This window comes from Mycobacterium sherrisii (assembly GCF_002102355.1).
GTDB lineage: Bacteria > Actinomycetota > Actinomycetes > Mycobacteriales > Mycobacteriaceae > Mycobacterium > Mycobacterium sherrisii.
The window spans coordinates 1-18,397 of record NZ_LQPT01000093.1 but is presented as its reverse complement, the minus strand read 5'-3'; the positions used below and the strand labels follow the sequence as shown (position 1 = coordinate 18,397).

The following is an 18,397-nucleotide window of genomic DNA, read 5'->3' as shown; positions in this document are numbered from 1 at the left end:
TTGGTCGACAACATACTTCGTAAGGGCGACAAGGTCGAATGGCGCAGCCACGCAACGACGGTGACGGGCGTCGCCGTGCGCGTCATCACCTCGGACACTGCGGCGGCGGGGCGCACCGTGCGCGCGTCGAAAGAGGATCCGCAATACCTGGTGCGCAGCGACAAGACCGGCGCCGACGCCGTGCACAAGCCCGGCGCGCTGCGGCGCCGCTGAAGTCGGGGGTGGCGAATGACCGACACCGATATCGTGTGGACACAATTTCACCAGACGGTCAACATGACGGCCGAGGAGCTCGAAAAGTGGCTGGCGACAGCGGAATCGAAGAGCGTAGGTCAAAAGCACGGAAACCAGGAGTCGACCGGACGCCAGCGGCCGTCGGATCGTCGCCATCCTGCGTGCCAACCGCTCCGATCTCGACGAGGACGACTACGCACACATGCGTAAGGTCGTCGGCTACGCCAAGCGGCATCTGACCCAACGACCGCGCGGGGATGTGCAGGATTCCGCGTGGCGTTATTCGCTGATGAATTGGGGCCACGACCCGACCCGAACCTGACCCGGCCCACCCGCGGCTCCGCCAGGTCCGCCCCCGACACGCACCGGCTCGGGTAGTTCACCCTCGAGCGCGCGGATACGCTGGGACATCTGATGAAGGATCCGGGAAGTGACCAAGCGCCGCACATCTGACCAGCAACTCAGCCGGGCCGAGTTGGAACGATCGTTGTCGGCCGATTTGCGGGCCATCACCGCGAGATCGGATCGCGTCGGCCGCCATTTCGCCCGGATGAACGAGGTGAGCAGCAGCGACTTTCACGCGCTGCTGCACATCATGGTCGCCGAGACGGCGGGAGAGCCGTTGACCTCCGCGCAGTTACGGCAGCGGATGGATGTGTCGCCGGCGGCCATCACCTACCTCGTCGACCGCATGATCGAGGCCGGCCACATTCGCCGCGAAGCAGACCCGCAGGACCGGCGGAAGTGGCTGTTGCGTTATGAGCCCACCGGGATGAGCATGGCGCACTCGTTTTTCAAACCACTCGGCGCTCATTTCAGCGCCGCGATGGCCGATCTGAGCGACGACGACTTGCTGGCCGCGCACCGGGTCTTCACCGCGATGCTCACGGCGATGTCGACGTTCGAGGACGAAGTCCTCAGCGCGGCACCGAGCCCGCCGCCGAACTCCGATCAGCGTGCCGCGCGGCAGGGCGCAGCGCAGTAGACCCCGCCGCAGCGATGCCCAACAGGCGCTGCTCGATCAGGTCGGCGCCGCGCGCCACACCCCCGGTCGCGGCGAACCCGGCGGCCACCCTCGGCCATGGTCATCGCCGTGCGCACGGCCTCGGCCAGGCGCGCGGTCGTGAGCCGGCGCGCCGGCAGGCGGGTACCGCAGCCCGCCACCTGAACCCGGCGGGCAACTTCGGCTTGGTCCCGCGCGAACGGCACGGTGCACACCGGCACACCGCGGCTCAGCGCCTTGACGGTGGCACCCATGCCCGCGTGGGTCACCGCACAGACCGCCCGGTCGAGGACCACGCTGTGACTGAGGAAGCGGGTCACCGACGCGTTGGCCGTCGACGGCAGGCCGGGCGGTATTCCGGCCGGGAAGGTGGCCACCACGTGGACGGGCTCCTCGGCCAGCGCGCGCAACGCCGTGTGTGCCAGCCTCGCATCAGCCTGCGGGATCGAGGACGTGCTGACCAGCACCAGGGGTGTGTCACTGCCTCGATCGATCCCGGACAGCCATTCGGGCACGACCGCGGGTACGGGTTCGAAATCGCAGGCGCCGAGGAAGTGCACGGCGTCGTCCCAATCGGGGTGTGGATATTCGAAGGGTTCGCCGCCCACCGCCAGCAACAGCGGCGCCTGACGCATCAGCTCGTCCACCGACCCGACCGCACGCACGCCCAACCTCGCCCGAATCCTGTTGAGGGCGGGCAATACCGGGCGGTCGAAGAGCTGACGCACGACGGGGCGCACGGATGCGTCGCGCAGTCGCCCGAGGGGGCCGGGCAGCGGCCGCAAGCCGGGACCGAACGGCGGCGCCGCGCTGGAACGCAGGTACGGCGTGAACGGCGAAAACACCAGCCAACCGATACCACTGGCCTGCGCCGCCGAGATGGCGCCCCAGCAGTTCGCGTCGACGATCACGACGTCGGGCGCGACGTCATCGATGGCGTGCCGCAGGTCGTCGACCTCGACGACCGCGCATCGACACAGCACGTCGAGGGTGCTGCGCAGCACGCCCAAGGCGTTGCCCGCCAACCAATCCCGTCCGGTAATGGCCTCGACGCGGGCATCCACGGCCTGCGCGTGCACGCCGATCCCGGACATCGTCGCCACCTCGGCCGCCAGGGTACGCAGATGCACCTGGTGTCCACGCCCGACGAGTTCGGCCAACAGAGCCGCCAACGGGTACACGTGACCGAGCGCGGGTGAACCGTATGCCAGGATTTTCGCCATTTTCCCTCACGGGAGACCGGTCAGGCCGACGTCGCGCAGCGCAGCCAGGTTCCACGCGCCGCAGCCGTGCAGGCACACCCGCAGCTCGTCGACGATGTCCTGCAGCAAACCCGTTACCGCGGCAGCGGATTCGATGGCCGCCGAGAGCAGGGGGCGGGCAACCGCCACCACGTCGGCGCCCAGGCACAGCGCCTTGGCCGCATCCGTTCCGGTGCGGATACCGCCGGAGGCGACCAACGGGATATTCGGCAGTGCCGCACGCACCTCCCGTACCGCCTGCGCGGTCGGTATGCCCCAGTCCGCCAGATCCGGGTAGCGCACTTCGCCGTAGCGGACGAACTGTTCGACGCGTGACCACGACGTGCCACCGGCACCGGCCACATCGATCGCGGCCACCGGCGGTGCACCGGTCAAGCGCAGCAGTTCACCGATGGCACCGGCACCGATCCCGTGCCCAACCTCCTTCAGCAGCACCGGATAGCCCAGCAGGTCGGTCAGGTCATGCAGCCGGTCCAGCGAGCCGGCGAAGTCGGTGTCGCCGTGTCGCTGGACGGCCTCCTGCAACGGATTCGTATGCACGGCAAGCGCATTCGCGCCAACCCGGTCGAGCGCCGCTACGATGTCAGGCAGCGCATCCTTGGTGAACTGCGACAGGCCGATGTTGCCGAGCAGCAGCACGTCGGGCGCCACGTCGCGCACGGCGAAGCTCGCGGCGGCCCGCTCCCCCGATGCGCCGCGCAGCATCACGCGTTGGGATCCGAGCATCATGCCGATGCCCAATTGCTGGGCCGCCGCGGCCAGATTGCGGTTGATGGTGCCCGACAGGCGGGCACCGCCGGTCATGGCCCCCACCAGAATTGGTGCCCGCAATGGCACGCCGAGGAATTCGGTGGACAGATCGACGTCGCCGAGGTTGGTCTGGGTCAACGCGTTGTACGGCAGCCGGTAGCGCTCGAGGCCGGTCGTGACGTGCTGGTAGCCGACGTCGTCGTGCAGACAGACGTCGATGTGGCGGCGCTTGCGGGTGGTGATCTCACCGCGACGGTGCATCCTCAGGTGGTACCCATTCGCGGGCCGCGAACGCGCGTCGATTCGAGGTAGTGCCGCATGGTTTGTGGTTCTTCCGATTCCGTACGTTGCAGGGCACCCAGGTTTGGGTACGTCAGAATCGCAGCATACTGACCTGCGGCCAGCCAGGTTGTTAAGTTGCTTAATTATTAATTGATTGAAATAGTAGGTTGATGTCGGACGCTTTCGCCCGCTGGGTCACCGACCGCCACTCGTGGCGGTGGGGGCTGGCCGCCGTACTGCTGGGCACCGGCCTCATGATGTTGATCGGCGAAAATGCCGCAGCAGGGCGGGCGCCACAGTCGGTTCCGGTCGATTCGGAGTCCGCGAAACTCGACAACCTGGCACCTCAGTTCCCCGGCGGCGACGACGCGCCGGTGCTGCTGGTGGTCAACCGGGCCGACGGCGCGCGCCTGACCGCGCCCGACATCGCGGCCACCCAGGACGCCCGCGATCGGATGCAGGCCGCGGTGACACCGTTCGGGTCCAGCCATCCGCAGCCGCCCACGGTGTCGGCGGACGGCAAGGCGGCCCTCGGCGTCGCGACCATTCGCGCGGACCTGTCCGGCGTGGTCCTGAGCCAGGGGGTGGCCGCGCTGCGCAGCGCTGCCCGCAATGGTTTGCCGGCCGATCTCGTCGCGCACGTGACGGGCGGCCCGGCGTTCGGCGCGGATATCGCCGGGGCCTTCACCCATGCCGACATCACGCTGCTGGCGGTGACGGCGTCGGTGGTGGCCGTGCTGTTGATCGCCACCTACCGCTCACCGGTGCTGTGGCTGGCGCCGCTGCTGGTGATCGGGTTCGCCGATCGGGTCGCGGCCGCGGTGGGCACGGCGGTCGCATCGTTGACCGGCCTGAGTTTCGACGGCTCCACCTCCGGCATCACCAGCGTGCTGGTGTTCGGGGCGGGCAGCAACTACGCGCTGCTGCTGATTTCCCGCTACCGAGAAGAACTCCGGCGGCACACCGACCATCGCGACGCGCTGCGGCGCGCGGTGCGCCGGGCCGGACCGGCCATCCTGGCCAGCAACGCCACCGTGGTGCTGGCCCTACTCACCTTGCTGTTCGCCGCCACACCGAGCACCCGCAGCCTGGGCGCGCTCGGGGCCTGTGGTCTGGTGATTGCCGCGGCGTCGATCCTGGTGGTGCTGCCACCGCTGCTCGCGGTGTGCGGGCCACGACTCTTCTGGCCGCGCATCACGGCGGCAGGCCCCACGGCCGACGGCGCGGCCTGGCACCGCATCGCCGAACGGGTCGCCCGCCGCCCGGCGGTCGTCGCCGTAGTCGCGATCACCGCGCTGGGCGTGCTGGCCACCGGCCTGCTCGGAACGCGCATCGGCCTGTCGCAGACCCAACAGTTCCGCGTGCAAGCCGATTCGGTGTCCGGCTACGACGTGGTTTCCGCACACTTCCCGGCCGGTGCGGCCAACCCGACACTCGTTGTCGGTCCCACTGCCCAGGAGACGCAACTGCAGACGGCGATCTCGGCCACCCCCGGTGTGGTGTCGGCAACCCAAACGGGCCGATCGGCAACCGGTCTGACGAAGTGGTCGGTGGTGACCGACGCCGCGCCGTCATCCGGTCAAGCATTCAAAACGATTGTCGCGCTGCGACATTCGACTAAGTCGATCACGCCGTCGGCGCTCGTCGGCGGTCCCGACGCGCAAGCGCTCGACGTCCGCGACGCGGCCGCCCACGACCGGCTGCTGCTGATTCCGGCAATCCTGGCCGTGATTTTGGTCGTCCTCTTCGTGCTGCTGCGCTCGGCGCTGGCGCCGCCGAACTTGCTGTCCGCGACCATCCTGGGCGCGCTGGCAGCGCTCGGGCTGGGCGGCTGGACGAGCATGCACGTATTCGGATTTCCCGCGCTGGACAACAGCACGCCGCTCTTCGCGTTCCTCTTCCTGGCCGCCCTCGGCGTGGACTACACGATCTTCTTGGTCACCCGCGCCCGCGAGGAAGCCGAACACCACGGTACCCGCGACGGCATCATTCGCGCCGTCTCCGCCACCGGCGGCGTAATCACCAGCGCCGGAATCGTTTTGGCGGCGGTGTTCTGCGTGCTGGCCGTGTTGCCCCTGATCGTGCTGACACAGCTCGGCATCATCGTCGGCCTGGGCATTCTGTTGGACACTTTCGTGGTGCGCACGCTGGTGATCCCGGCGATCTTCGCCCTGATCGGCGAGCGGATCTGGTGGCCCACCTCCCCGACGTCAACCAAACCCACTGCGGTGCAGACCAATTGGATACAATACGAACGGAGCCGACTGTGAAGTCCTCGACGCTGGCTACGACCGCCCTGGCGGTTGCCGCGGCCGCCGGCACCGGAAGCATTGCCGGCCCGCGACGGACGCCGGGGTGGTTCGCGGGGCTGCGCAAACCCTACTATCAGCCGCCCGCCGCGGCGTTCCCGGTGGTGTGGACCGGTCTGTACACCGACCTCGCCACCACGTCGGCGGTGACGCTGGACAAGTTGCGTGCCGCGGGACAGCACGACAAGTCGCGCGGGTACGCGACCGCGCTGACGGTCAATCTGGTGCTCAACGCCGCGTGGAGTTGGCTGTTCTTCCGGTTCCACCAGCTGGGCGCCGCTGCGTTCGGTGCCGCCGCACTGACCGCCAGCAGCGCCGACCTGGCCCGCCGCGCCGCCGCCGCGGATCCCCGCGCCGGGCTTACGCTCTCGCCCTACCCGGCGTGGTGTGCGTTCGCCACCGTGTTGTCCACCCACATCTGGCGGCTCAATCGCGGCGGCCAATAATGCCCGCGCTGTTGTGGTTTCGCCGCGACCTGCGGGTGCGCGACCACCCCGCGCTGCTCGCCGCGGCCGACAGCGACCAGGTGCTGGCCTGCTTCGTGCTCGACCCGCGATTGGAGCGATCGTCGGGTCAGCGTCGCCTGCAATTCCTGGGCGACGCGCTGCGGGCGCTGCGCGACGACCTCGATGGCCGGCTTCTGGTGGTTCGCGGACGGCCCGAGCACCAGATTCCGCTTCTGGCGCGCGAAATCGGCGCCCCGGCGGTTCACATCTCCGAAGACTTCGCGCCCTACGGCAAGCGACGCGACGAAAAGGTCAGCGCCGCACTGGGTTCGGTCCCACTGGTCGCGACGGGCTCGCCCTACCTGGTGTCGCCCGGGCGGGTGACGAAACCGGACGGCGCCCCCGACAAGGTGTTCACCCCGTTCCTTCGCCAGTGGCGCGCGGCGGGCTGGCGAACACCGGCGAAGTCCGACGCCGCGTCCGCGCGCTGGATCGACCCGGCCGACGTGCCGATCCAGGCTTGCGCGATTCCCGACCCCGGTTCCCGTTTGGACATCGCGGCCGGCACCGCGCACGAGCAGTGGAAGTCGTTCGTGGGTAAGGGGCTGAAAACCTATGACACCGACCGCAACCGGCCCGGTATCGCGGGCACCAGCCGCATGTCGGCCCACCTGAAATTCGGCACCATCCACCCCCGCAGCATGGTCGTCGACCTCGACCCGCGCGAACGCGGCGCCCAGGCGTATCTGCGCGAGTTGGCTTTTCGCGACTTTTACGCCGACGTGCTGCATCACTGGCCGCGCAGCGCCTGGCGCAACTGGAACAGCAACTTCGACGACATCGAGACCGACACCGGCGCCGAGGCGCAACGCCGCTTCGAGGCGTGGCAGGCCGGGCAGACCGGATTTCCGATCGTCGACGCCGGAATGCGCCAGCTGCGCCAGATCGGCTTCATGCCCAACCGGGTGCGGATGATCGTCGCCTCGTTTCTCGTCAAAGATCTCCACCTGCCGTGGCAGTGGGGCGCCGCGTGGTTCCTCGATCAGCTTCTCGACGGCGACATGGCCAACAACCAGCACGGCTGGCAGTGGTGCGCCGGGTCCGGCACCGACGCCGCGCCCTACTTCCGGGTGTTCAACCCGACCACACAGGGCGTCAAGTTCGACCCCGACGGGGACTACATCCGGCAGTGGGTGCCCGAGCTTCGCGACGCCGTCGACGCCCATGTGCGCACCGGTGACCGCCCACCCGGCTATCCGGCGCCGATCGTCGACCACGGGGCCGAACGCAGGGAGGCGCTGCACCGGTATCAGGTGTTGAGTTCCTAGCCGAAACCGACCCGCGAGCACCCGCAAAATATTTGCGGAATCCCCCTCTCAAGGCGCTCTGTCATGCAACTATCAGCCGACCGGCAGTTGCTGATGCGCCGCGGGAGGCGATATGACACACTCGCTCGTTCGGACCTTGCTGATTTCCGCTGCCGCCGCGGGCCTGATGGCCGGCGCCGGCGCGTGTTCGTGCTCGATCGGTTCGTCGTCGTCGCACGCGGTAGCCAAGGGCGACGTCGCCAGCCAGATCACCCAGAAGCTGACCGACGCTCAGGGCACCAAGCCCGAGTCCGTGGACTGCCCGGGCGACCTGCCCGCCACGATCGGGGCGCAGCTGAACTGCACGATGAAGGTGAAGGGCTCGACCTACAACGTCAACGTGACGGTGACCAGTGTCAGCGGCAGCGACGTCAAGTTCGACATGGTGGAGACCGTCGACAAGAACCAGGTCGCCACCGCGATCAGCGACAACATCACCCAGCAGGTGGGCACCAAACCCGAATCGGTCACCTGTCCCGACAACCTCAAGGGCGTGCAGGGCGCGACGCTGCGCTGCAAGCTCGTCACCAACGGCGAGACCTACGGGGTGAACGTGTCGGTCACGGGCGTCGACGGCGGCACGGTCGACTACCACTTCGTCGTCGACGACCGCCCATCTGCGGGCTAGCGGGCCGCCTTCTTGCGCTCGATATCGGCCAGCGCGGCAGCCAATTCGGCGCGCTGGGCGGCCGAGCTCTCCCAGGACAGCTGCCGGTTCTTGACCACCTTGGCCGGCGCCCCGACCGCGATCGAGTAGTCCGGGACCACCCCGCGCACCACCGCGTGGGAGCCGAGCACGCAGCCGCGCCCGATCGACGTGCCGCGCAGCACCGTCACCTTCACCCCCACCCAGGTGTCCGGCCCGATCCGCACCGGCGACTTGACGATGCCCTGGTCCTTGATGGGCAGGGTGATGTCGTCCATCCGGTGGTCGAAATCGCAGACGTAGCACCAGTCGGCCATCAGCACCGAATCCCCGAGCTCGATGTCGAGGTAGGCGTTGATCACGTTGTCACGGCCCAGCACGACCTTGTCGCCGAACCGCAGCGAGCCTTCGTGCGCGCGGATCGTGTTCTTGTCGCCGATGTGCACCCACCGGCCGATCTCGAGTTGCGCCAATTCAGGTGTCGCGTGGATCTCGACGCCCTTCCCGAGGAACACCATCCCCCGGGTGATGATGTGCGGATTGGCCAGCTTGAACTTGAGCAGCCGCCAATAGCGCACCAGGTACCACGGCGTGTAGGCGCGGTTGCGCAGCACCCACTTCAGCGAGGCCAGCGTCAGGAACTTGGCCTGGCGTGGGTCCCGCAACCGTGATCCCCGCCAGCGGCGATGGACCGGGGCCCCCCACATGCTCGTCATGGCCGGAAAGCCTAACGCGGGCAATCATCGGCGTGCGAACCGCCACGGGTTACCCTCACCTGTACTCAATCGCCGCCGAACGGCCGGGTCTGCCCACGCGCGGCCCGCCTCGCAAGAAGGATTTGGGAAACCGAACGTGCTTGCCCGACAACTGGTCAGTGGGCTTCGGCGTCCGTCCTCGGTCGTTTTGGAGGTCGTTTTGGGGGTCGTTTTGGGGGTCGTGCTGGCGGTGGGCCTCGGCGGCTGCGGCAACACCGATTCATGGGTCGACGCCGCGCCCTCGCCGGGTTGGTCGGCGCCCTACGCCGACGCGGCCAACAGCAGCTACACGGCGACCGGCGGCGCCGAGAACCTGTCGCTGCAGTGGACCCGCTCGGTCAAGGGCAGCCTGGGCGCCGGCCCCGCCCTGAGCAGCAGTTATGTAGCCCTCAACGCCCAAACCCCGGGCGGATGTTCGCTGATGGAGTGGGAGAACAACGACAAGGGCCGTCAGCGCTGGTGCGTGCGGCTGTTTCAGGGCGGCGGCTTCGCCGGCCCCCTGTTCGACGGCTTCGACAACCTCTACGTCGGCCAGCCGGGCGCCTTCCTGTCGTTCCCCGTGACGCAGTGGACCCGGTGGCGTCAACCGGTGATCGGAATGCCTTCCACACCAAGGTTTTTGGGCGGCGGCCAACTGCTGGTCACGACGCACCTGGGACAGGTGCTGGTATTCGACGCGCACCGCGGCATGGTGGTAGGTAGTCCGCTGGACCTGGTCGACGGGATCGACCCGACGGACGCGACGCGCGGGCTGGCGGATTGCGCCCCGGCACGACAGGGCTGCCCCGTCGCGGCGGCCCCGGCGTATTCGACGGCGTCGGGCATCGCCGTGCTGGGCGTCTGGCAGCCCGGAGCGCCGGCGGCGGGACTCGTCGGGCTGAAGTACCACCGCGGCCAGTCGCCCCTGATCACGCGGGAGTGGACCAGCGACGCGATCGGCGCCGGGGTCATCGCCAGCCCGGTGCTTTCCGCCGACGGCGCAACCGTTTACGTCAACGGGCGCGACCAGCGGTTGTGGGCCCTGTCGGCGGCCGACGGAAAACCGAAGTGGTCGGTGCCGCTGGGATTTTTGGCTCAGACGCCGCCCGCGGTCACCCCGCAGGGCCTGATCGTGACCGGCGGCGGGCCCGACACCCGGTTGGCGGCGTTCAAGGACGCGGGCGATCATGCCGACCAGGTGTGGCGGCGTGACGACGTTACCCCGCTGTCGTCGTCGGGACTGGCCGGCGGCGCCGTGGGCTACGTGGTGACCGGCGGCCCGGCCCATGACGGCGTCGCGGGCATGTCGCTGCTGGTATTCGATCCGGGCAACGGCCACACGCTCAGCAGCTATCCGCTACCCGAGGCCACCGGATATCCCGTCGGGCTCGCGATCGGCACCGATCGCCGGGTGGTGGCCGCCACCAGCGACGGGCAGGTCTACAGCTACGGGCCGGCCTAACCCTGCTCAGATCGCGAGCGGCGGGATGGCGTTGCGCGGTACCTGGGCTTGCTTGGCGCCGGCGAACGCGGGCAACAACTCCCCCGGCGCGAAATAGAAGATCAGCTGGTCGTCGGTGATCGCGAAGTTCTGGTAGTGCGACGGGTCGCGGCCCGACGACGGCAGGATGGCCGCACCGAAGGCATTTTGCCGGTCCAGGTCGCGCTGAACCAGCGGGAAGATGGCGTCCAGCGGTGACGTGTTCGGCGCGAACAGGGTGTCGAAGGTGATGGGCTGCGACGTGGCGAGGTTGTAGTTGAACGACTTGTACCAGGTGGACGTGTGGGAGCCGCCGACGTCCTGGAAGAACTTGAGCACCACGCTGCGGGTGTTGTGCGGGGGCTGACCGGCGTAGTGCTGCTCGGTGGTGGCCTCCATCTGGTAGGGCTGGTCGCGGGGACCCGACGTCTGCGCGACCGCGAGGAAGCCGTCGCGGTTCTGCGCGATGTAGTCCGTCATGGCCTGCTGGTCGGGGTAGTCGGCCGGAAAGGTCAGGTTGAGCGTGTAGTTCGACCCGGTCGCACGCACATGACACAGCTGGCCGGCCTCGATGGTGCCCGCCAGGCTCGCGCATGAGGCCGGTTCGGCGGCCGCGGGTCCGCCCACCACCACCGCGGTGACCAGCATCGCGGCCGCGATCACATAGCGCATAACTTGAATTGTCCTTGTCGACGGTGATGGCGCGGTCCCCCCGGAAAGGACCGCCGACAGCGTACCGGGCGTCAGCGCGACGGACGGCAGACATAGGCCGTGGCACGCGCCGCCGGCCCGGAACCGACGCGGGTCAACACCACCGACAGAGACTGGCTGCCGCGCGGGCGCAGCCGTCGGCGTAATGCGTCGGGATCGACCCGCAGGCCGCGCACCAGGATTTCCAGCGTGCCGCAGTCCAGCCTGGACAGCTCCTGCCGGAGCCGGCGCTCGTCGAATTCCAGCCGCTCGAGCACCTCGAAGCCGCGCAGCCCCGGCGGCAGCCGATCGCCGGACAGGTAGGCGATGTCGGGGTCGAGTTGCCACAGCCCGTGCCGGGCGCCGTACTGGCGTACCAGGCCGGCCCGCACGACGGCACCGTCGGGGTCGACGATCCATCGCCCGGCCGGTCGCACGCCGCAGTCGCCGGGTTCGGTGTCGGCGAGTTGTTCGCCCCGATCCAGCACGCTGGCCCGACGCCGCACACCCGGCTCGGCCAAACCCGCCGACCACAGACACGCCTCGCGCACCGAGCCGCGGTAGGACGTCACCTCGATCTCACCGTCGAAGCCGAGCCGGCGCACCTGGTCGAAATCGATTCCGGGAGCGCACTTTACGACAAGGTCACGACCGCGGTAGCAGTCGATCAGCTGGGAGAGGCCCGGGCGGTAGTCGGCCGGGTTGAATCGGCGTTGCCCGGCCTGGCGCCGCGCGGGGTCGACGACGACGACCGCGTCGCGGGTCACCGGGTGCAGCGCGTCCGCGCGGCAGAGCGCCGCGCCGGGACCCAGGTTGTGGTCCGCCATCATCAGGCGTACCGGGTCGAGGTCGCTGCCCAGCACGCGCGCGCCCGCGCCGCGCAGCGCGGCCACTTCGGTGCCGATCGAGCAGGTGGCGTCGTGGACGACGACGCCGAGCGCCGCGAGCCGGGTCGCGCGGTGTGCGGCCACGGGCGCCGCGGTGGCTTGCTGTAGGGCCTCGTCGGTGAACAACCAGCCCGACACGGCCCCGAGCTCGCCCAATTTGTCCAAGGCGCGCCGGCGCAGCAGCGTGGTTTCCACCAGCACAGGCGCGCGGTCGCCGAACCGGGCCCGCACCGCGGCGATGTCGGCGATCCGGGTGGCGTCGGACAACGGATATGCCGCGACGGCGGCAAGCGCCGCGGCGCCCGATTCCGACCGCAGGTAGCCGACGTCCTCGGTGCTGAAGTTCAGGAGGGTTTAACCCCGGTGACCATCACGTTGTAGAACCAGCCTTTCGGCGCGACGTGCCGCCAGATGTTGGCGTCCACCCAGCTCAGCGCCTTCCACCCGTTGAACGCAAACTTCGCCCAGCCCCAGCCCAGCCGCCCCGGCGGCACGGACGCCTCGAAGGTGCGAACCGGCCAGCCGAACATCGCGGCGGTGAACTCCTCGCTGGCGGTCGCGACCTGCTCCGCGCCGGCGTTGGTGGCCATCCGCTCCAGGTCTTCGGGAGCGAAGGTGTGCAGGTCGACGATTGCTTCCAGCGCGGCGACGCGGGAGGACTCGTCCAGCTCGACCTGGGGCCGGCGCCAGCCGCCAAGACCGGGCAACTTGGTGACGTTGGTGGCAACCCGCCAGGTCAGGGTGGACAGTGAGCGGGCGTAGACCTCACCGACATTGGTGGGCTCGCCGGCGAAGACGAACCGGCCACCGGGTTTGAGCACCCGGATCACCTCGCGTAGCGACAGTTCGACATCGGGAATGTGGTGCAGCACTGCGTGCCCGACGACCAGGTCAAAGGTGTTGTCGTCGTAAGGGATGCCCTCGGCGTCGGCGACCCGGCCGTCGATGTCCAGGCCCAGCGATTGCCCGTTGCGGGTGGCGACCTTGACCATGCCGGGCGACAGGTCGGTGACCGAGCCGCGCCGCGCAACGCCGGACTGGATCAAGTTGAGCAGGAAAAACCCTGTGCCACAACCCAATTCGAGGGCCCGGTCATATGGCAGCGCGCGCTGGACGGCGTCGGGCACGATGGCGTCGAACCGGCCCCGGGCGTAGTCGACGCAGCGCTGGTCGTAGGAGATCGACCATTTCTCGTCGTAGGTCTCGGCCTCCCAGTCGTGGTAGAGCACCTGGGCGAGCTTGGTGTCGTGCCGCGCGGCTTCGACCTGATCGGCCGTCACCTGGGCCGCCGGAGTTACGTCGGTCATGCAGGGCAGCCTAATCGCCGCCCGATCTGCCTTCGAACGAGGTGAAGTGCTAATCGGTAGTACCGGCCTAAGCTTTTGCGACATGGCTGACGTTCTTCAGGTCAGTGATGAGGGGCTGCAGGTGCTGGCAGCGCACTGCGAGAAGGTGTCGGCGCAGTTGGTGGCGGCGACTCCCCTGCCTCGGGTCGGGTTGCCCACCCAAGCGACATCGGGCGCGGTGGGCGCTGCCCACGCGGCTCTCGGTGGAGCCATCGTTGTCTTGGCCCGACGAGCGCAAACAAGCGCAGTCAAATCGGCGGTGGCGGGTGCCGAGTTTGCAATGACAGACACCAACGGTGCGCAGCAAGCCGCCGCTATTGCACCCTCGATACCTCCGCCACAGGCCGCTCCGCCGCAGGCTGGACCGCCCACTAACCAGAACGATCCGAACGGCTCGGACCTCACCGTCTAACGAAGCAGCACCGAGATCGCCGGGAGAGGAGGTCAGGATATGGGATTCACGAATGTGGCGTGGGAATTGCGCAGTGCTGGAGAACTTGCCCGCGACCTCAGTGACGGACTAGGACCCATGTCGGTCAGTCAGGTGGGTGCCGCCTGGGTGCGGGTCGCCGACGAATGGGCAAGCATTTCAGAGGAATACGACAATCCATCGAAAAAGATCAAGAACGCGTTCACCGCAGTCGGCTCACCACACCGCCCGACCCCATGCAAGGTCAGCAAATTCATTTCAGGGGGTGGCCCGGTCAGCGGTCCGCTTTGCCGACGTCGCGTGACACCGACTCGGCGGAAACCAGCTTGTAACCACCAGAACGCGTAACCTGATCTCGTCGGGGAGGCAACGCCTTCGAGGCCGTCGAACACCAATGCCGGGTGACGCCAATGACGGGAACCCGTCGTTTACCTCACAAGCACCGTTCATTCTCACAAACACTGCGTGAACATTGCTCTCCGCAGCCAACGGTCGGCATGCCCACGCTTTGTCTGAGTGGCTTTGTGGATCGGTTAATCGCGCGACGACCGCCTACGCCCGCTATGACACGGCTGCACTTGTTCGACGTCCGATTGTGTAGCCCCCTTGGTGGACACAAATGCGGCGAGTTGTTCACAAGATAGCCGGACTCGTCACGCGAAGTTCAGCCGGTTTACCTCTGCTCGAAGTGACTCGGTGGCCAGGCCATCGTTAATGTTGACTGCGTGACAGATATGACGATCGACCAAGGGGCGCAAAGGATTTCCGACGACGATGTGAGTGAAGTCTCACCCGTGCAAGTTGACGGACACCGGTTGTCGCTCGACGACGTCGGACGGGTTGCCCGCGGCGGGACGCTCGCGTTCCTGTCGGCCGACCCGAGGGTGCGGGAACGGATAGTCGGCGGTGCCCGGCGGCTGGAAAGACTGATCGAAAGCGGGACCCCAGTGTACGGGGTGACCACCGGTTTCGGCGCTTCGGTCCGCCGCCGTGTCGATTCCCAAAGCGCTCACCTCCTGCAGGAACGCCTGATCGAGTTCCTGGGCAACGGGACTGGCCCCACGCTGCCGACGGAGACCGCCCGGGCGGTGCTGCTGATCCGGGCCAACAACTTAGCTCGCGGATACTCCGCGGTACGCCCGGAGCTGATTCAGATGCTTCTGGACCTGCTCAACGCGGGTATCACACCGGTAATCCCCGAGGAAGGCTCCGTCGGAGCCAGCGGGGACCTGGTTCCGCTGTCGTACGTGGCCGCCGCCCTGGTCGGCCGGCGTTCGGTGCACTTCCGCGGGCGCGTCGTCACGGCCAAAGAGGCGTTGCGGGTAGCGGGACTGTCCCCGCTCGTGCTCGAGCCGAAGGAAGGCCTGAGCGTGGTCAACGGCACGGCGTACATGACGGGCATCGCGGCAATGGCGTGGCTGGACGCCAGAAGACTCGCGAACGTGGCGGATGCGTGCACGGCCATGACCACCGAGGTTCTCCGCGGAATTACCACGCCCTTCGAACGGTTCCTGCACGACGTGGCCAAACCCCATGCCGGACAGATTCGTTCGGCCGCAAATATCCGGCATCTCCTAACCGGCAGCCGTCTGGGGCGCACATACGCGGACGCGGTGGACGAGCTGATCGCGGAGGGAAAGGTGGTGAACCAGAACGAGATTCAGGACGCCTACTCGATTCGGTGCGCGCCGCACTTCACCGGAGTCCTTTGGGATGTACTGGCATGGGTCTCACGTTGGTTGGAAACGGAGATCAACTCGAGCACGGACAACCCGCTCGTGGATCCCCAGTCGGCCGAGGTGTTCTCCGGCGGTAACTTCTCCGGCGGGCACGTGGCGATGGCCATGGATTCCCTCAAGGCGGCGGTGGCCAGCGTCGCCGACCTATTGGACCGGCAGCTCGAGCTGGTCGTCGACGAAAGATTCAACCGGGCCCTGGGCCCCAACCTCGTCGTCTCCTACCCCGATGAGCATCCCGAATTCGGTCTTAACCATGGCTTCAAGGGCATGCAGATCGCGTGCTCGTCGCTCACTGCCGACGCGCTCAGCCGCGGCATGCCGCTCAGCGCGTTCTCCCGCTCGACCGAATGCCACAACCAGGACAAGGTCTCGATGGGGGCGACCGCGGCCCGAAAGGCCCGCGACGTCGTGGAGATCGTCGAGCGCGTTGCGGCGATCCACCTGCTGGCGCTGTGTCAGGCCGCCGACATCCGGGGAGCGGACAAGCTCGGGCGGACGAAGGCCATCCACGCCAGCATCCGCGCGAAAGTCCCATTCGTGGGCCACGATAGGGCGATGGACGGCGACATCCGCACGGTGGTTGGCATGATCCGAGATGGCAGCCTGTTGGCCGGTGTCTACCCCACTGAGTGTGGCTCGAGCGAGGGTAGATGGCGGGCACCACGCCCGTGAACCGTTTCGGGTTTGATGTGCCGGCTTCATGGTTGCGACATCTCCGGCTCGGGGGGCCCGGAGCTGGGGTAGTAGGCGTTCTCGGATTGGGCGGGCGGGACGTAGTCGAGCACGCTGTGTAGGCCGCGGCTGCTGTACCAGTAGACCCGTTCCATGACGAGGTATTCGACGTCGTCGGGGGTTCTGAGCGGCCGGGTCCCAAATGGCTTGTTCGGCGTGATCGCTTCCGTCTAAAATAAGCCGATTGTGGTCTGAGCCAATGCGTTATCGTAAGCGTCACCGATGCTGCCGACGTATGCGCGATCCCTTTCACTAGAAGGGTTTCGGCGAAGGCGATCGATGTGCAGGCTGAACTGGCGTCGCTGTGGGGGATCAATCCCTTGGCTATGGTGCGACCGTAGTGGTCGCGGCGTCGCATGGCCATCTTCAACGCCGTGGGTCACCATCGCGGTGTCCTTGGTTGTAGATACCTGCCAGCCCACGATCGCCCGCGAGTAGCAGTCGATCACCAGCGCGACGTAGACGAATTCCACTAGGTGGGCGCGTAGGTGAAGTCGGTGGCCCACGCACGGCGTCCAAGCTGCGTCCCATTGCACAACTCCCCACCGGGTGATACATCGTTTGGGTGTGAGCCCGTGCGGCCGCCTTGAATTCGGCGGTTTCAAAACGGGCTGGCGTTGGGAAGAACATTGTCTCCAGATAGGGGCCAAGGGGTCCAGCCGTACTCATCTCAATGAATGCCTGCACTCCAACGAGAAGCACGACGAAGTCGGTTCTCTCGCTTAGGAATGCAAGACTGATCGAGGGGGGATGCCTGCCTAGCTTGCGTTGCGAGGCGCACAGCACCCCGGCTAGCTGGGTTGAGCAGCGACACGGTTTCAGTGAAGACGGTGTCGACGGTTGGTCCAATCCGTCGGCGAACGCCGTTGGTGCGGTGTGAAATTCGATATCCGGCACCTTGGGGTCGGCGCCGATGGAGAAGAATCCCCCGACGTCACATAGAACGGAGTTCAGCGGGCCAGGTTCGCCAGCATTAAACTGCCTTACTGCCAAAGGATTCTGCGCGAGCTTCAGGACATCAGTAGCGTGTTGGGTTTTCCAAACTATCGGCAAGGTGGGGTGATCATGCAGGTTGGCACCGACGCCGGGCAGGTCCACCACGACGTCGATATCGTGCTGGCGCAGGTGTTGCGCGGGTCCGACACCGGACAGCAGCAACAGACGGGGAGAGTTGATCGATCCCCCACTAAGTATTACCTCTCGTTCGGCTCTGGCGAAATGCTGTTGTGTGCCATGGTCATAAAGGACGCCGACCATCCGCCCACTCGCTATAATCACGCGATGAACGAACGCGCGGGTGCGTACAGTGAGGTTCGGACGATGCAACGCCGGACGCAAGTAGGTGTCCGCCGCCGACCACCGCTTGCCTTGGTTTTGTGTGAGCTAAAGGACCAATCCCGATCTAGTGACGACCGTTGAAGTCGTCGTTCGGGGGTGGACCCCAAGCCGTTGCGGACTCAGCCCAAACCGATTGAGACTGTGCAAGTAAACCGGGTCTTGCACGTGTAGAGGACCATCAACACGTGCAAAGGCGAGCAAGCCGGGCAGTGCGTTCCGCCCGGATAAAGTACGGCAATACCTCCTCGTACCCCCATCCGACAGCGCCATGTTCGTCGCGCCAGCAGTCGTAATCAGCTGGGTTGCCACGAACATAGATCATGCCGTTGATTGACGACGAGCCGCCCAGCAGTCGGCCCCGCGGTGCCGCGACTCGGCCACCTGTGCCAGTCTGTGGGACAGTTCGGTAGGCCCAGTCCATTTCCGTTTCGAACAGCGCGCCGAAGAAGGCTGGGATGTGGACTTCCGGTGCGGAGTCTTCGCCGCGCGCTTCGAGCAGCAGCACGCGAGCACAGCCGTCAGCGGTGAGCCGGTTGGCGAGCACGCAGCCGGCACTGCCCGCGCCGACCACGATGAAATCGAAAGCACCGTTGTCCGTCATTTAGTCTGAACCTCCGTAGCACATGGCGTTAAAGGATGCCCTTGGCTGTCAATGGCCAAGTCGAAGTCCTCGCTGGTGGCCATGTAAAAGTCCCCACCCCGTGTAGTGATTCTTAGGTTGG

17 protein-coding genes and 3 pseudogenes are annotated in these 18,397 nt (G+C 67.1%); 10 read left to right on the top strand and 10 right to left on the bottom strand.

Annotated elements, in window-relative coordinates:
- From AWC25_RS18985 to AWC25_RS18975, 3 genes and pseudogenes are all read left to right on the top strand, one after another.
- The gene (locus tag AWC25_RS18985) at window positions 1-213 is read left to right on the top strand and encodes a hypervirulence associated TUDOR domain-containing protein (RefSeq protein WP_085167269.1); all 213 of its coding nucleotides are present in this window, start codon (window positions 1-3) and stop codon (window positions 211-213) included.
- 15 nt (window positions 214-228) lie between these two features.
- Window positions 229-556: pseudogene (locus tag AWC25_RS27510) on the top strand (DUF3140 domain-containing protein).
- A 108-nt stretch (window positions 557-664) separates the two neighbouring features.
- Entirely contained in the window at window positions 665-1,219 is a 555-nt protein-coding gene (locus tag AWC25_RS18975) for a MarR family winged helix-turn-helix transcriptional regulator (protein WP_069402914.1), read from the top strand.
- On the opposite strand, the pseudogene AWC25_RS18970 reads toward AWC25_RS18975, so the two are convergent.
- Together AWC25_RS18970 and fni are read right to left on the bottom strand one after the other, a co-directional pair.
- A pseudogene (locus tag AWC25_RS18970) lies at window positions 1,152-2,460 on the bottom strand (glycosyltransferase). The gene AWC25_RS18975 and the pseudogene AWC25_RS18970 overlap by 68 nt on opposite strands.
- Window positions 2,461-2,466: 6 nt before the next feature.
- Window positions 2,467-3,510 carry a type 2 isopentenyl-diphosphate Delta-isomerase gene (fni, locus tag AWC25_RS18965; protein ID WP_069402913.1) on the bottom strand — a complete coding sequence of 348 codons (1,044 nt, stop codon included), beginning with the start codon at window positions 3,508-3,510 and terminating at the stop codon, window positions 2,467-2,469.
- 191 nt (window positions 3,511-3,701) lie between these two features.
- Here fni and AWC25_RS18960 point away from each other — a divergent pair, with 191 nt between their 5' ends.
- From AWC25_RS18960 to AWC25_RS18945, 4 genes are all read left to right on the top strand, one after another.
- Window positions 3,702-5,801 (top strand): MMPL family transporter, encoded by a 2,100-nt coding sequence (locus tag AWC25_RS18960; RefSeq protein ID WP_085167268.1) that lies wholly within the window; start codon window positions 3,702-3,704, stop codon window positions 5,799-5,801.
- Window positions 5,798-6,286, top strand: a complete 489-nt coding sequence (locus AWC25_RS18955; protein ID WP_069402911.1) for a TspO/MBR family protein — start codon at window positions 5,798-5,800, stop codon at window positions 6,284-6,286. The genes AWC25_RS18960 and AWC25_RS18955 overlap by 4 nt, the downstream gene beginning before the upstream one ends.
- On the top strand, window positions 6,286-7,614 hold the full coding sequence (locus AWC25_RS18950) for a cryptochrome/photolyase family protein (RefSeq protein ID WP_085167267.1): 1,329 nt from the start codon (window positions 6,286-6,288) through the stop codon (window positions 7,612-7,614). The genes AWC25_RS18955 and AWC25_RS18950 overlap by 1 nt, the downstream gene beginning before the upstream one ends.
- Before the next feature lie 112 nt (window positions 7,615-7,726).
- On the top strand, window positions 7,727-8,281 hold the full coding sequence (locus tag AWC25_RS18945) for an anti-apoptotic protein (protein ID WP_085167266.1): 555 nt from the start codon (window positions 7,727-7,729) through the stop codon (window positions 8,279-8,281).
- On the opposite strand, the gene AWC25_RS18940 is transcribed toward AWC25_RS18945, so the two are convergent.
- Complete coding sequence (locus tag AWC25_RS18940; RefSeq protein WP_044510561.1) at window positions 8,278-9,015, bottom strand: acyltransferase; 738 nt, start codon at window positions 9,013-9,015, stop codon at window positions 8,278-8,280. The genes AWC25_RS18945 and AWC25_RS18940 overlap by 4 nt on opposite strands.
- Before the next feature lie 187 nt (window positions 9,016-9,202).
- Here AWC25_RS18940 and AWC25_RS18935 point away from each other — a divergent pair, with 187 nt between their 5' ends.
- Window positions 9,203-10,495 (top strand): outer membrane protein assembly factor BamB family protein, encoded by a 1,293-nt coding sequence (locus AWC25_RS18935; RefSeq protein WP_085167265.1) that lies wholly within the window; start codon window positions 9,203-9,205, stop codon window positions 10,493-10,495.
- A gap of 6 nt (window positions 10,496-10,501) precedes the next feature.
- Here the strand turns inward: AWC25_RS18935 and AWC25_RS18930 are convergent, their stop codons facing one another.
- The 3 genes from AWC25_RS18930 to AWC25_RS18920 all read right to left on the bottom strand — a co-directional run bounded on the left by AWC25_RS18930 (window position 10,502) and on the right by AWC25_RS18920 (window position 13,397).
- A complete protein-coding gene (locus AWC25_RS18930) occupies window positions 10,502-11,185 on the bottom strand; it encodes an esterase (RefSeq protein WP_069402907.1) in 684 nt (227 codons plus the stop codon).
- Window positions 11,186-11,256: 71 nt separating this feature from the next.
- On the bottom strand, window positions 11,257-12,438 hold the full coding sequence (locus AWC25_RS18925) for a THUMP-like domain-containing protein (protein ID WP_198166753.1): 1,182 nt from the start codon (window positions 12,436-12,438) through the stop codon (window positions 11,257-11,259).
- A complete protein-coding gene (locus tag AWC25_RS18920; RefSeq protein ID WP_069402906.1) occupies window positions 12,435-13,397 on the bottom strand; it encodes a class I SAM-dependent methyltransferase in 963 nt (320 codons plus the stop codon). The genes AWC25_RS18925 and AWC25_RS18920 overlap by 4 nt, the downstream gene beginning before the upstream one ends.
- An 82-nt stretch (window positions 13,398-13,479) precedes the next feature.
- Here AWC25_RS18920 and AWC25_RS18915 point away from each other — a divergent pair, with 82 nt between their 5' ends.
- Both AWC25_RS18915 and AWC25_RS18910 read left to right on the top strand, forming a co-directional pair.
- A complete protein-coding gene (locus AWC25_RS18915; protein ID WP_142278938.1) occupies window positions 13,480-13,848 on the top strand; it encodes a hypothetical protein in 369 nt (122 codons plus the stop codon).
- Between the two features lie 752 nt (window positions 13,849-14,600).
- A complete protein-coding gene (locus tag AWC25_RS18910) occupies window positions 14,601-16,277 on the top strand; it encodes an HAL/PAL/TAL family ammonia-lyase (protein ID WP_069402904.1) in 1,677 nt (558 codons plus the stop codon).
- 26 nt (window positions 16,278-16,303) lie between these two features.
- Here AWC25_RS18910 and AWC25_RS27720 read toward each other — a convergent pair whose 3' ends face one another.
- From AWC25_RS27720 to AWC25_RS18900, 4 genes and pseudogenes are all read right to left on the bottom strand, one after another.
- Entirely contained in the window at window positions 16,304-16,432 is a 129-nt protein-coding gene (locus AWC25_RS27720) for a hypothetical protein (protein WP_264033873.1), read from the bottom strand.
- A 75-nt stretch (window positions 16,433-16,507) separates the two neighbouring features.
- Entirely contained in the window at window positions 16,508-16,810 is a 303-nt protein-coding gene (locus tag AWC25_RS27035) for a hypothetical protein (RefSeq protein ID WP_169717148.1), read from the bottom strand.
- Window positions 16,811-16,862: 52 nt separating this feature from the next.
- Window positions 16,863-17,663: pseudogene (locus tag AWC25_RS27890) on the bottom strand (GMC family oxidoreductase); the annotation flags it as partial.
- Between the two features lie 190 nt (window positions 17,664-17,853).
- The gene (locus tag AWC25_RS18900) at window positions 17,854-18,276 is read right to left on the bottom strand and encodes a GMC family oxidoreductase N-terminal domain-containing protein (protein WP_085167264.1); all 423 of its coding nucleotides are present in this window, start codon (window positions 18,274-18,276) and stop codon (window positions 17,854-17,856) included.
- Window positions 18,277-18,397: the final 121 nt, after the last annotated feature.